At 70.0% G+C, this 12,320-nt stretch carries 13 protein-coding genes; 5 read left to right on the top strand and 8 right to left on the bottom strand.

Going from position 1 to position 12,320, the window contains the following annotated elements:
• Positions 1–58: 58 nt before the first annotated feature.
• The gene (locus ABY44_RS11775) at positions 59–904 is read right to left on the bottom strand and encodes an aldo/keto reductase (protein WP_059692583.1); all 846 of its coding nucleotides are present in this window, start codon (positions 902–904) and stop codon (positions 59–61) included.
• Between the two features lie 166 nt (positions 905–1,070).
• Here ABY44_RS11775 and ABY44_RS11770 point away from each other — a divergent pair, with 166 nt between their 5' ends.
• Entirely contained in the window at positions 1,071–1,817 is a 747-nt protein-coding gene (locus tag ABY44_RS11770) for a GntR family transcriptional regulator (protein ID WP_027789297.1), read from the top strand.
• A 21-nt stretch (positions 1,818–1,838) separates the two neighbouring features.
• Here ABY44_RS11770 and ABY44_RS11765 read toward each other — a convergent pair whose 3' ends face one another.
• Together ABY44_RS11765 and ABY44_RS11760 are read right to left on the bottom strand one after the other, a co-directional pair.
• The gene (locus tag ABY44_RS11765; RefSeq protein WP_431641212.1) at positions 1,839–3,230 is read right to left on the bottom strand and encodes a CoA transferase; all 1,392 of its coding nucleotides are present in this window, start codon (positions 3,228–3,230) and stop codon (positions 1,839–1,841) included.
• A gap of 95 nt (positions 3,231–3,325) precedes the next feature.
• Positions 3,326–3,649, bottom strand: a complete 324-nt coding sequence (locus tag ABY44_RS11760) for a DUF2917 domain-containing protein (protein ID WP_021156384.1) — start codon at positions 3,647–3,649, stop codon at positions 3,326–3,328.
• 218 nt (positions 3,650–3,867) lie between these two features.
• Here ABY44_RS11760 and mdtD point away from each other — a divergent pair, with 218 nt between their 5' ends.
• Positions 3,868–5,304, top strand: a complete 1,437-nt coding sequence (mdtD, locus tag ABY44_RS11755) for a multidrug transporter subunit MdtD (protein ID WP_027789294.1) — start codon at positions 3,868–3,870, stop codon at positions 5,302–5,304.
• 180 nt (positions 5,305–5,484) lie between these two features.
• Positions 5,485–6,759 carry an EAL domain-containing protein gene (locus tag ABY44_RS11750; RefSeq protein ID WP_027789293.1) on the top strand — a complete coding sequence of 425 codons (1,275 nt, stop codon included), beginning with the start codon at positions 5,485–5,487 and terminating at the stop codon, positions 6,757–6,759.
• Positions 6,760–6,778: 19 nt separating this feature from the next.
• Here the strand turns inward: ABY44_RS11750 and ABY44_RS11745 are convergent, their stop codons facing one another.
• From ABY44_RS11745 to ABY44_RS11735, 3 genes are all read right to left on the bottom strand, one after another.
• Positions 6,779–7,381 carry a methyltransferase domain-containing protein gene (locus ABY44_RS11745; RefSeq protein WP_027789292.1) on the bottom strand — a complete coding sequence of 201 codons (603 nt, stop codon included), beginning with the start codon at positions 7,379–7,381 and terminating at the stop codon, positions 6,779–6,781.
• Positions 7,382–7,480: 99 nt separating this feature from the next.
• A complete protein-coding gene (locus tag ABY44_RS11740) occupies positions 7,481–8,527 on the bottom strand; it encodes a 2-dehydropantoate 2-reductase (protein WP_060171865.1) in 1,047 nt (348 codons plus the stop codon).
• Entirely contained in the window at positions 8,520–9,044 is a 525-nt protein-coding gene (locus tag ABY44_RS11735; RefSeq protein ID WP_060171863.1) for a DUF962 domain-containing protein, read from the bottom strand. Before ABY44_RS11735 ends, ABY44_RS11740 begins: the two co-directional genes overlap by 8 nt.
• 81 nt (positions 9,045–9,125) lie before the next feature.
• Here ABY44_RS11735 and ABY44_RS11730 point away from each other — a divergent pair, with 81 nt between their 5' ends.
• A complete protein-coding gene (locus tag ABY44_RS11730) occupies positions 9,126–9,833 on the top strand; it encodes a Crp/Fnr family transcriptional regulator (RefSeq protein ID WP_027789289.1) in 708 nt (235 codons plus the stop codon).
• A gap of 86 nt (positions 9,834–9,919) precedes the next feature.
• Positions 9,920–11,131: a chromate efflux transporter gene (gene chrA / locus ABY44_RS11725; RefSeq protein ID WP_060171860.1), complete on the top strand. Its 1,212-nt coding sequence runs from the start codon at positions 9,920–9,922 to the stop codon at positions 11,129–11,131.
• A 106-nt stretch (positions 11,132–11,237) separates the two neighbouring features.
• Here the strand turns inward: chrA and sodB are convergent, their stop codons facing one another.
• Positions 11,238–11,816, bottom strand: coding sequence for a superoxide dismutase [Fe] (gene sodB / locus ABY44_RS11720; RefSeq protein WP_060171858.1), 579 nt, complete (start codon positions 11,814–11,816; stop codon positions 11,238–11,240).
• Positions 11,817–12,030: 214 nt separating this feature from the next.
• Positions 12,031–12,320 (bottom strand): exodeoxyribonuclease VII large subunit (locus tag ABY44_RS11715; RefSeq protein WP_431641210.1); only part of this gene is annotated, 290 nt, incomplete at its 5' end.

Below are 12,320 nucleotides of genomic sequence, written 5' to 3'. Positions count from 1 at the left end.
CAACGGCGGATCCTCCGGAGGCAACCACTGACCTGCAGCGTTGCCCGGCCGGGCGTCGTCAGAGCATCTCGAGCGCGCGCTTGCTGCGTGGCGGACGGAAGTACGCGTCAAGCTGCGCGCGCTCGTCATCGCTGAACATGAAATCGAGCGCGGCCCGGTTGTCGCGCACGTGTTCGATGCGCGACGCCTTCGGGATCGCGAAAACCCCCGGCTGCGCGAGCACCCACGCAAGCGCGACGCGCATCACCGACACCCCGCGCTGCCGTGCGATCTCGTCGAGCGGCGAGCGCTTCGGCAGCCGTCCGTGATCGACCGGGCTGTAGGCCATCGCCGGCATCCCGTGCCCGGCAAGCCATGGCAGCAGGTCGAATTCCGGGCCGCGCCGCGCGATGTTGTAGAGGATCTGGTTGGTCGCGCACGCGCCGCCACCGGCTTCATCGACGAGCTCAGCCATGTCGGCCGTATCGAAGTTGCTGACACCCCAGTGACGGATCTTGCCCGCGCGCTGCAGCGCTTCGAAGCCTTCGACCGTTTCATCGAGCGGCACCGAGCCGCGCCAGTGCAGCAGATACAGGTCGAGGCGATCGGTACGCAGGCGCTTGAGGCTCGCATCGCACGCGGCAACGACGCCGCGCCGGCTCGCATGGTGCGGATAGACCTTGCTGACGAGGAACACGTCGTCGCGCAGGCCCGCGAGCGCCTCGCCGACCAGTTCCTCGGTCGCGCCGTCGCCGTACATCTCGGCCGTGTCGATCAGCGTCATTCCGAGCGCGACGCCTTCGCGCAGCGCGGCGATCTCGTCCGCGCGCCGGGCGGGTCGCTCGCCCATCTCCCACGTGCCCAGGCCAAGCTTCGGAATCGTCTCGCCGTCCGGCAGGACGACCGTGGCGATCGTGTCTGTCATGCGTTCCTCGTTGCGGATTCGTGGCCGCGCACCGCGACCCAGGCATGGAATACGACGCATCAGTGTAGTCAATCGGCGCGCAATTCACCTATTGCACGGCAAAAACCGGCTATAACGGCGCCACGCGATGACTTAGAATGGCCGCAACCTGATCGATACCCACTCCATGAAGGCATCCACGGACGACCGCTGGCAGGACCTGCGCCCCGACCCCGACAACGACACGCCGCTCTACCTGCAGCTCGCCCGCAAGCTCGGCGACGCGATCCACGACAACCGCTGGACAGCCGGTGAGGCATTGCCCTCCGAGCGCGTGCTGTCCGATGCACTGGGCGTATCGCGCATCACCGCGCGCAAGGCGATCGCGCTGCTCGTCGAGCAAGGCCTGATTCGCCGCACGCAGGGCGCCGGCAATTTCATCCAGCCGCGCTACGAGGATCCGCTGTCGCGACTGTCGAGCTTCAGCGAAATGCTCGAACGGCGCGGCTTCAAGCCGAGCTCGCAATGGCTCGCACGCGAGATCCAGCCGGCGAACCGCGACGAAGTGATCCAGCTCGGGCTGTCGCCGGCCGCATCGGTCACGCGCCTGAAACGCCTGCGCCTCGCCGACGGCATCGTGATGGCCGTCGAGAATTCGACGTTTCCCGCGACGCTGATCCCCGATCCGCAGGCAATCGGCGATTCGCTGTACAGCTATCTCGAAGCGCGCGGCACGCCGATCGTGCGCGCGCTGCAGCATTTCCGCGCGGTCAACGCGACCGACGAGATCGCCGAGCAGATGGGCATCGCACCACACGACGCGCTGCTGCTGATCACACGAATCGGCTATACGTCGGACCAGCGCGCAATCGAACTGACCGATACCTACTGCCGCAACGACTACTACGACTTCGTCGTCGAACTGCGCAAGTAACGCGGGCCGCGCCGCCGGCGCTTACAGCCAGCGCGCATCGTCGGTGCCGGGCGGCACGGACGGGCGCGCAAGCGACGGCGGTGTCACCGATAACCGCTCGGCGGGCCGCACCGCGTCGAGCATGCCGAACGGCGACGCGATGCGCTCGATCCGGTCGCTTACGTCGGCGCGCGCGAAATCGGGTGCCTGCAGGCCGTCCGGCACGATACCGAACGACTGCAGCCAGCGACCCGTCTGCGCGAGCGACAGTCGCACGTGCCAGCTTCCCCCTTCGCGTGCCCGGCGCGCGAGCGCGATCATCGCGCCGAACGCCGCGAGATAACCCGTTGCATGATCGAGCGCCTGGCACGGCAGATGGCGCGGCGCGTTCGCGTGCGCGGCCTGCTGTTCCTGCCACGCGATCCCGCTCGCCGACTGCACGAGACTGTCGAAGCCGCGCCGCTGCGCCCACGGCCCCGCATGCCCGTACGCCGATATCGACACGCACACGATGCCGGGCCGCCGCGCCGCCAGCGCGAGCGGTCCGAAGCCGCGCGCCGCGAGCGCGCCGGGCCGGTACGACTGCAGGAACACATCCGCATCGCGTGCGAGCGCGTGCAGCGTATCGACGCCCGCGTCGTCGCGCAGGTCGATCCACGTCGAACGCTTGCCACGCCCGTTGTCGATCACGAGCGGCGCGATGTTCGGCAGGTGCGGGCCGTTGACGAGCAGTGTCTGCGCGCCGTGCGACGCCAGCGTGCGGCCCGCGACCGGCCCCGCGATGATCCGCGTGAGATCGAGCACGCGCACACCGGCAAGCGGCTGGCCGGCGTCGCCCCCGCCGATCGGCTCGACGGGGGCATCGCCGATCCGCTCGATCTCGAACAGCGGCAGCGAGGCGATCGCACGCGCCTGTTCGTGTGCCGCCCACTCGTCAGGCGTTCTGATCAATGCGGCGCACAGCCCGGCCTCGGCCAGCGCGGTGTCGAGTGCTGCGCCGTCCCGCGTGCGGATCGCCGCGGCGACGTCGTCCCGCTGCGCGCCGCAGCCGAGCACGCCGAGCATCCCCTGCAGGTGATGCGGAAAGTTTGCGTGCAACTGGATCCAGCGCCCGTCGCGCGTCTCGTAGAAGCCCGTCACCGGATGACGCAACTCCGGCGGCGGGCCGTCGTCCACGCTCAGATAGCGTTCGCTGCGGAACGCGACGAGCGCGTCGCGCACCGATACGTCGACGGTTTGCGCAACGCCCGTGCGAAGCCGATGGCATTCGGCCGCCGCGAGCCCGGCTGCCGCGATCGTCGCCGCGGCCAGCGTGCCGACCCGGAAGGTCGACGGCAGCGTCGGGTCCTGCCCCGTCACGGTCGCGCGTGCCGGCGCGTCGGGGTCGCCGCGTGCGAGCCGCCACAGATGCGTCAACGCGAGTTCGGGTGTCATGGCGGGACGGGCCGTGGGGGAGACAGGATCGAGTCTAGAATTCGCGACCGTCGCGAGCAATCCTGGACGCAAGCCGGTCCGCCAGCGCCGGGAGGCTACGTCGGCAACGATGCCGGCGCGTGACGCCGGCCGTCGCGCCATGCGACGAGCGGCCGCCACCACGCCTGCGCGGCGCGCACGGCGGGCGCGTCGAGCGGACCGAACGCGAACGTCGCGCCGTGCGCCCCCGCGCTGACCCAGACGCGCATGCCGGGCGTGAGCGTCAGCGAATCGCCGGCGCCGAGCCAGTGATCGTCGATCCGGCCCTCGATCGTCACCCAGACCTCGCCGTCGGCCACCTCCAGTGCGGTGCGATCGACGATCCGCCACCGACCGGCCGGCTCGTCGCCTTCGATCACGTAAAGTCGCAGTTCGCGCATGGCAGCCTCCTGGTCGCACGGGTTCGATGGCACCAGTATTTCGGACAGCGGCAGCACACGGACAGATACGGCGGCAAACCCTTTCGGCTGAACTGTACCGGTCACTCGACGAGGACAGGCACCCGCAGGCCGGACTTCGCACCGCCCTTGCGCCGAACCTGCACGGCGCGACGGCTTTCCCTACAATGTCGGCTGTCCCGCACCACCGCCCCGCCCCCATGTTCCAGCGCCCGCCTGCCGCCGCTCCCGGCGAAAAGAACCTCACCCTGATGCTCTGGCTCGTCGCAACGGGCTTCTTCATGCAGACGCTCGACTCGACGATCGTCAACACGGCGCTGCCGTCGATGGCCGCGAGCCTCGGCGAGTCGCCGCTGCGCATGCAGTCGGTCGTGATCGCGTACTCGCTGACGATGGCGGTGATGATCCCCGTGTCGGGCTGGCTCGCCGATACCTTCGGCACGCGGCGCGTGTTCTTCAGCGCGATCCTGGTGTTCTCGCTCGGCTCGCTGCTGTGCGCGAACGCGCATACGCTGCAGCAACTCGTCGCGTTCCGCGTCGTACAGGGGGTCGGCGGCGCGATGCTGCTGCCGGTCGGGCGGCTCGCGGTGCTGCGCACGTTCCCGGCCGAACGCTACCTGTCCGCGCTGTCGTTCGTCGCGATTCCCGGCCTGATCGGCCCGCTGATCGGGCCGACGCTCGGCGGCTGGCTCGTGAAGATCGCGTCGTGGCACTGGATCTTCCTGATCAACGTGCCGGTCGGCGTCGCGGGCTGCATCGCGACCTTCTATTCGATGCCCGATTCGCGCAACCCGGCCGTCGGCCGCTTCGACCTGAAGGGCTATCTGCTGCTGACGATCGGCATGGTCGCGATCTCGCTGTCGCTCGACGGCCTCGCCGATCTCGGCATGCAGCACGCGGCCGTGCTCGTGCTGCTGATCCTGAGCCTTGCGTGCTTCGTCGCATATGGCCTGTATGCGGTGCGCGCGCCGCAGCCGATCTTCTCGCTCGAGCTGTTCAGGATCCACACGTTCAGCGTCGGGCTGCTCGGCAACCTGTTCGCGCGGATCGGCAGCGGCGCGATGCCGTACCTGATCCCGCTGCTGCTGCAGGTGAGCCTCGGCTACTCGGCGTTCGAGGCCGGGCTGATGATGCTGCCGGTGGCGGCGGCCGGGATGTTCTCGAAGCGGATCATCACGCGCCTGATCACGCGCTACGGCTATCGCAAGGTGCTGCTCGTGAACACGATCATGGTCGGCGTGATGATGGCGAGCTTCGCGCTGATGCGCGACACGGTGCCGGTCTGGGTGAAGGTCGTGCATCTCGCGCTGTTCGGCGGCTTCAACTCGATGCAGTTCACCGCGATGAACACGCTGACGCTCAAGGATCTCGGCACGGGCGGCGCGAGCAGCGGCAACAGCCTGTTCTCGCTCGTGCAGATGCTGTCGATGAGCCTCGGCGTCACGGTCGCGGGGGCGCTGCTCGCGACGTTCACGGGAATGCTGCGCACCGTGACGCCGAGCAACACGCTGCCGGCGTTCCATGCAACGTTCATCTGCGTCGGGATCATCACGGCCGCTTCCGCGTGGATCTTCGCGCAGCTCGCGCCCGAGATCCGCAGCACCGCGCGCAAGACCGACCCGTCCGAGCGCGCGTGACGCGCGGCGCGCGCCGAACCGGGTCGACGCGCACCATTGCGGTGCAGCGCGGGCCGTTCGATGCGCCGGCGATGACCGACGGCCCGGCCGCGACGCGCCGCCGCACGGGGTACGATGCCGTGCACGCTTCTTGCTCGCCTATTCTCTAGGTAAACTGGCAGTCTTCCTTCGGCCGACATCATGAGCATGATCGAAATCGATCCCCCCGGCTTTCAGCCGCCCCGCCCCGTCGCCGGTGACGACGGGAACCGGCGCACCGTGCTGTATGGCGGCTACACCGTGTTCAGCGTGTTCCAGCCCGTTTTCTCGGTGTCGCACCGCCGCGCGATCGGCTATCACGCGTCGCTGCGTGCGCACGACGAGGACAGCCGTCAGGTGGCGTCGCACGAGGTGTTCACGCAGGCGGCGCGGCGCGGCGACCTGCTCGAGCTCGGCCGGCTCGCCGAATCGCTGCATCTTGGCAACTTCCACGCGTTCGACAGTCATGACGAATGGCTCTTCCTGAGCCTGCATCCGGCCGCGCTGATGGACACCGTCTACAGCGACGCCCTGCTCGCGAACCTGAAGGCGCTCGGGCTGCCGCCGCATCGCGTGGTGCTCGAAGTGCCCGAGCAGGCGGGCGGCGAAACGCCGCGCTATGCGGCGATCGTCGACGGGCTGCGCAAGGCCGGCTTCCTGATCGCGCTGGTCGGGTTCGGCGCGAAGCATTCGAACATCGACCGCGTGTGGCACCTGCATCCCGACATCGTCACGCTCGATCGCGGCATCCTCGCGCAGGCAAGCGAGCACTCGCATCTCGAACGCGTGCTGCCGGGGCTCGTGTCGCTGCTGCACGAATCCGGCCAGCTCGTGCTGATGGGCGGGCTCGCGACCGAGCGCGACGCGCTGATCGCCCTCGAGTGCGACGTCGATTTCGTGCAGGGCCAGTATTTCGCGGGGCCGAGCGTCGAACCGGTGCAGCCGCAGGCCGCCGCGGGCTGCATGGATACGCTGTCGGCCGCATTGCGGCTGCGCGTCGCGCAACGCGAGCGCACGCAGGCGGAACGGCTCGCACCGTACGTCGCGGCGCTCGAGGAAGCGAGCCGGAAGCTCGGCGCGGGCGAGCCGCTCACCGACGCGGCGGCCGTCGTACTCGGGCTGCCCGAGACCGCCCGGTGTTTCCTGCTCGACGCATCGGGGCGCCAGATCGGCGACAACGTGCTCGCGCGCGGCAGCGTATCGCAGCGCGCCAAGCGCTTCCGGCCGCTGCTGCACTCGGAAGGCGCGAGCTGGGAACGGCGCCCGTACTTCATCGACGCGATGCGCGCGCCGGGCCACGTGCACCTGACGTCCCCCTACCTGTCGATCAACGAGGCGCACCTGTGCGTGACCGCGTCGATCGCCGCGCCGGTCGCGACCGGCATGCAGGTGCTGTGCGTCGACATCAACTGGGAAGCGGCACTCAACCGCGAATGAGCGCACCGCCGCGCCGCGCTCACGCGGCGGCGGCCTTGCGCGCGATCAGCCGGTGCACGCGCTTGCCGGACGATGCGCTGACGACCTCGTGCTCGTCGATCACCTGCGTGCCCGCGCCGAGCGCCGCCCGCATCCGCGCCGAATCGAGCGGCGTGTAAAGGCGGCCGCGCTCGTCGCGCAACGCGCCGTTGCCGGCCACCCGCCAGCTCATGTACAACGTGCCGCCCGGCATCAGGAGCTCGGCCAGCCGCGCGGCCGCGGCCGCCGCGTCCGCCTGTTCGAGATGCATCACGACCGTTTCGCACAGCACGTTGCGAAACGCGCCGGACGGCACGCCGGCCAGCGCCGGCAGTGCGGCCAGCTCGAAGGTGAGGTCCGGATGGCGGCGCCGCGCCTCGTCGAGCAGTGCGACGCTCGCGTCGTAACCGCGCACGTCGAAGCCGCGCGACGCGAGCCAGGCCGTATCGCGCCCGGCTCCGCAGCCGACGTCCGCGGTCGGCCCCGGCGAGAAATGCTGCTCCAGCAGCGCGTACATGTCGTCTGGCGCGGCCTGGTCGAGCCAGTCCTGCGCGTATTGCGCGGCATGGGCGTCGTACGCATCGAGAGTCGGGCGATCCACCATGTGACAGCTCCGCATAAGCGTCGTATGACGCACCCCGCATCTTGGCCGCAGCACCTGCCGTGCGGCCCCCCACGCCCCGCGCGTCGGCTTGCGCGGCCCCTACGCGGCCCGCACGTCGCCCGCGCGCACCGCCTGCGCGGTCAACTCGGCCCACAGCGCGTCGCCGCGCCAGGCCGGGCGCGCCGCCGCACGTTCCGCGTCATGCACGAGCGCGCACAGTCGCGCATTGACGGGCACCTGCACGCCGACGCGCGCGGCCAGCCGCACGACCTCGCCGTTGATCCACTCGACTTCCGTCGCACGCTGCGCCGCGAGATCGTCGGACATCGACGAACGCGCGAGCGGGTCGATCGCAAGCATCCGGCCGCCGAGCACGCGGAACGCGAAATCGGGCAAGTCGAGCACGGCCGGGATCCACGCGGCCGGCAACGGCGTCAACCGCGCAGGCCGGATCGCGGCCAGCGCTAGGCAATGCAGCGCTTCGCGCTGCGCGAGCGCGACGCAGCGCCGGTACGCACGTTGCGCGAGTTCGTCGCGCAGCGGCAGGTTCGCGAGCGCATTGACCGCGTTGTTCAGGTTGAGCAGCAGCTTCGCCCACTGCACGGCCTGCATGTCGCGATGCAGTTCGAGCGGCAGCCCGGCGCGCGCGAATGCGTCGGCAAACGGCTGCAGCGCGGGAGACGCGTCGGCCGCAAGCGCGCCGGCCGAGCCCTGGTGAAACGCGCCGGGTTCGCGCTCGATCACGTTGAACGGCACCATGCCGGCCAGCACGGTTGCTTGCGGCAGCGCCTCGCGCAGCACGTCGGCATTGTGCAGGCCGTTCTGGAAGCTGATCACGACCGTGCCGGGCCGCAGCATGCCGGCAAGCTGCGCCGCGGCCTCACGCGTCGCGGCCGATTTCACCGCCACGAGCACGAGCCGCGCGGCCGCCGCAGCCGCCGGATCGGTCGTGAACACGACATCGGCCGGGGCGAGCGTCGCGCGATAGCCGCGCCGGTCGGTCAGCGTCAGCCCGCGCCGACGAATCGCATCGCCGATCCGTGCGCGGCCGACGAGCGTCACCTTCGCGCCGGCCGCCGTGAGCCGTCCGCCGAGATAGCAGCCGACGGCGCCCGCGCCGAATACGCAGACCGGTGCGTCAGACATGCGAATGCGCGCCGCCGTGCACGGGGCCGGCCCGCCGCTCGACTTCGCGGCGCACTTCGCCGCGCAGTCCCGCGAAGAACGCGACCTCGGCGACGACGAACAGCGGCCCGACCATCAGGCCGACCAGATCGTCGACGAAGGCGGGCTTGCGCCCTTCGAACCAGTGCCCGACGAACTGGACGATCCAGCCGACGACGAACGCGCCGATGCCGATCGCGAGCCATTGCGAGGTCGGCAGCAACGCGAGCGCCTGCGCGGCCCACAGGCCCAGCGCGAACAGCGCGGTCATCACGATCCCGAACCGCAGGTCGAGACGCAGGTAGAACACCGCGAACGCGACGGCGAGCAGCAGCGCCGGCGACAGCGCGACGCCGGCCGGCATCCCGAGCGCCGGCCGCGACAGCAGCACCTCGACCGCGAATACGATCATCGGGATCCCGACCAGATGCGTCGCGATGTTGCGCGCGTCGCGGTGGTAGGCCGCATATTGGGAAAGATGGTCTTCGAGCGTCTTCATCGCGTCTCCTGATCGGTGGTTGAGCGCTATGATGCGCGTCACGCCCGAGAACCTCTGTCAGCTACCCGACATCGCGTGCCCATGCCCTCTTCGCTCGCCCCGTACCTGCCGCAGATCGAAGCGAACCCGTGGTTCGCCGCGCTGCCGCCCGCGTTGCGCGCGGACCTGCTCGCCCGCGCGGCGCTGCGCCGGCTGCCGGCCGGCCATGCGCTGTTCCGGCGCGGCGACCCGCCGTGCGGGCTGTACGCGGTACTGGCCGGTTCACTCACGATAGGTGCGGTCGACCCGCAGGGCAAGGAGGCGCTGCTGACGGTCGCCGAGCCCGTCACGTGGTTCGGCGAAATCGCGCTGTTCGACGGCCAGCCGCGCACGCACGACGCGATCGCGCTCGACGACGCGCTGCTGCTGCACGTCCCGCAGGCCGCGCTGCTCGCGATCCTCGACGCGACGCCGCAATACTGGCGGCAATTCGCGCTGCTGATGGCGCAGAAGCTGCGCCTGAGCTTCCTGACCGTCGAGTCGATGAGCGTGATGCCGGCCGCGCAGCGGCTCGCCGCCCGCCTGCTGATGATCGCCGACGGCTACGGCGGGATCAGCGCCGGCCGCACCCGCATCCGGCTGTCGCAGGAAAAGCTCGCGGCGATGCTGTCGCTGACGCGGCAGACCACCAACCAGTTGCTGAAGGCGCTGCAGGCCGACGGCGTCGTGCGGCTGCACGTCGGTGAAATCGAGCTCGTCGACGTCGACGCGCTGCGGCGCGCGAGCGGGCTGCCCGACGGCATGCGCTGAGCCGCGGCAGCGCCGTCACGCGGCCACCCCGCCGTCGCCGCGTTGCGCTATCGTGGCGGCTCGTCCGTTCATTCATCCGCCCCGCCTTGAGCACGTCGACCGCCTCCGCTCCCTCCCGCCATCCGTGGCCGGTGTTCATCGCATTCCTGCGGCTCGGCCTTACGTCGTTCGGCGGCCCGGTCGCGCATCTCGGCTACTTCCGCACCGAGTTCGTCACGCGGCGCGCCTGGCTCACCGAGCGCACCTACGCGGATCTCGTCGGGCTGTGCCAGTTCCTGCCGGGCCCTGCGAGCAGCCAGGTCGGGATGGCGATCGGCCTCGCGCGCGCAGGCTACGCGGGGATGTTCGCCGCGTGGCTCGGCTTCACGCTGCCGTCGGCGCTGCTGATGATGCTGTTCGCGCTCGGCGTGCACGCGACGGGCGCGCCGATCGAAGCCGGTGCATTGCACGGGTTGCGCATCGTGTCGGTCGCCGTGATCGCGCAGGCCGTGTGGGGCATGGCACGCACGCTGTGCCCGGATGCGCGCCGCGTCACGCTGATGGCCGCGGCCGCCAGCGTCGCGCTGCTCGCGCCGGCCGCGTGGGCGCAGATTGCCGTGATCGTCGCGGCCGGATTGGCCGGCCTCGTGCTGCTGCCGCAGCCGGCGCGCGGCACCCACGATCCGTTGCCGCTGCACGTGTCGCCGCGCGCGGGCGCGCTGTGGCTCGCGCTGTTCGCCGCGCTCCTCGTCGTACTGCCGTTCGCGGCCCGCGCGCTGCGCTCCGATACGCTTGCCGTCGTCGATGCGTTCTTCCGTACGGGTGCGCTCGTGTTCGGCGGCGGCCACGTGGTGCTGCCGCTGCTGCAGGCGGCCGTGGTCGCGCCCGGCTGGGTCGGCGATGCGGCGTTCCTGGCCGGTTATGGCGTCGCGCAGGCCGTGCCGGGGCCGCTGTTCACGTTCTCGGCCTTCCTCGGCGCGTCGCTACGCCAGGCGCCGACCGGCTGGCTCGGCGGCACGATCGCGCTGGTGTCGATCTTCGCGCCGTCGTTCCTGCTGGTGGCCGGCACCGCGCCGTTCTGGGAGCGCCTGCGCCGCAGCACGCGGATGCAGGCCGCGCTCGCGGGCGTGAACGCGGCCGTCGTCGGGCTGCTGCTCGCGGCGCTCTATCACCCGGTCTGGACCGACACGATCATGGCGCCGCGCGACCTGGCCGCGGCACTCGTCGCATTCGTCGCGCTGGTGTTCTGGCGCGTGCCGCCGTGGGCCGTCGTGATCGCGAGCGCGGCGCTCGGCTGGGGGCTCGGCCTCCTCGCCTGATTGGGCACGCGCGGCACGTTCCGCCGCGGCAAAAACAAAAAAGCCCTCGTTTCGAGGGCTTTTCTGCTGGGTGCCGCGCGCCGTAGCGGCGCGCAGGCGCCGGACCTTACGCGAAGTTCTTCGCTGCGAAGTCCCAGTTCACGATGTTCCAGAACGCTTCGACGAACTTCGGACGTGCGTTGCGGTAGTCGATGTAGTACGCGTGTTCCCACACGTCGATCGTCAGCAGTGCCTTGTCGGCCGTCGTCAGCGGGGTTGCTGCGTTGCTCGTCGACACGATGTCGAGCGAACCGTCAGCCTTCTTCACGAGCCATGCCCAGCCCGAACCGAACGTGCCGACCGCGGCCTTCGTGAACGCTTCCTTGAATGCGTCGTACGAACCCCACTTCGCGTTGATCGCGTCGCCCAGCGCGCCCGTCGGTGCGCCGCCGCCGTTCGGCGACAGGCTGTTCCAGAAGAACGTGTGATTCCAGATTTGCGCGGCGTTGTTGAAGATGCCGCCCGACGACTTCTTCACGATCTCTTCCAGCGGCAGGTTTTCGAATTCCGTGCCCGGGACCAGATTGTTCAGGTTCGTCACATAAGCCTGATGGTGCTTGCCGTAGTGGTACTGGATCGTCTCGAGCGAGATGGTCGGCGCGAGTGCGTCTTCAGCGTACGGGAGCGGCGGGAGCGTATGAGCCATGGCGATTCCTTCGTTGAGTATGTAGGGGGGCTTGTGTTGAATGCTGCCGAGCGTCCGATTGTAGGCGAGGACGAATAACCCCGCAAACTCACGGGCCATTTATCCGCGGTATGCGGAAAAGCGATGTTCGCGCATCGTCCACAGGGACGAGCCGATACCGCGCAACCGCCGTTCCCGCGCGTTTTTCCCGGTCGCGGCGCGTGCGCCGCTCACGTCAGATCGTATCGGCGAGGCGCGGCTGCACGTCGGCGAGCGATACGTCGGCCGAGCCTTCGGCGAGATGCACGGTCAGGCGGCGCTGCGGCTTCAATGCGTTCGGCGTGCGCACCGCGCGGCCCGTCTGCGCATCGATCAGCGCCGCATAACCGCGCTCGAGCGTGCGCTGCGGGCTCAACACCTCCAGCCTTGCCGCACAGGCTGACACGCGAGCCGTGTCGCGTTCGTGACGGCGCTGCAATGCGAGCGCAAGACGCTGCGACAGCCCCGCGAGTGCCTGGCGCGCCT

It is taken from the genome of Burkholderia sp. ZZQ-2 (assembly GCF_050768715.1).
Taxonomy (GTDB): domain Bacteria; phylum Pseudomonadota; class Gammaproteobacteria; order Burkholderiales; family Burkholderiaceae; genus Burkholderia; species Burkholderia cepacia.
Note: the sequence above shows the minus strand (reverse complement) of the source record. Positions and strands in the feature narration are given on the sequence as shown.

Bases quoted from the DNA above. Each gene is read 5' to 3' on its own strand.
- sodB (WP_060171858.1), bottom strand. From the start codon at position 11,816: ATGGCTCATACGCTCCCGCCGCTCCCGTACGCTGAAGACGCACTCGCG.
- ABY44_RS11730 (WP_027789289.1), top strand. From the start codon at position 9,126: ATGCCCTCTTCGCTCGCCCCGTACCTGCCGCAGATCGAAGCGAACCCG.
- ABY44_RS11745 (WP_027789292.1), bottom strand. From the start codon at position 7,381: ATGGTGGATCGCCCGACTCTCGATGCGTACGACGCCCATGCCGCGCAA.
- mdtD (WP_027789294.1), top strand. From the start codon at position 3,868: ATGTTCCAGCGCCCGCCTGCCGCCGCTCCCGGCGAAAAGAACCTCACC.
- ABY44_RS11775 (WP_059692583.1), bottom strand. From the start codon at position 904: ATGACAGACACGATCGCCACGGTCGTCCTGCCGGACGGCGAGACGATT.
- ABY44_RS11735 (WP_060171863.1), bottom strand. From the start codon at position 9,044: ATGAAGACGCTCGAAGACCATCTTTCCCAATATGCGGCCTACCACCGC.
- ABY44_RS11760 (WP_021156384.1), bottom strand. From the start codon at position 3,649: ATGCGCGAACTGCGACTTTACGTGATCGAAGGCGACGAGCCGGCCGGT.
- ABY44_RS11765 (WP_431641212.1), bottom strand. From the start codon at position 3,230: ATGACACCCGAACTCGCGTTGACGCATCTGTGGCGGCTCGCACGCGGC.
- ABY44_RS11750 (WP_027789293.1), top strand. From the start codon at position 5,485: ATGAGCATGATCGAAATCGATCCCCCCGGCTTTCAGCCGCCCCGCCCC.
- ABY44_RS11740 (WP_060171865.1), bottom strand. From the start codon at position 8,527: ATGTCTGACGCACCGGTCTGCGTATTCGGCGCGGGCGCCGTCGGCTGC.
- ABY44_RS11770 (WP_027789297.1), top strand. From the start codon at position 1,071: ATGAAGGCATCCACGGACGACCGCTGGCAGGACCTGCGCCCCGACCCC.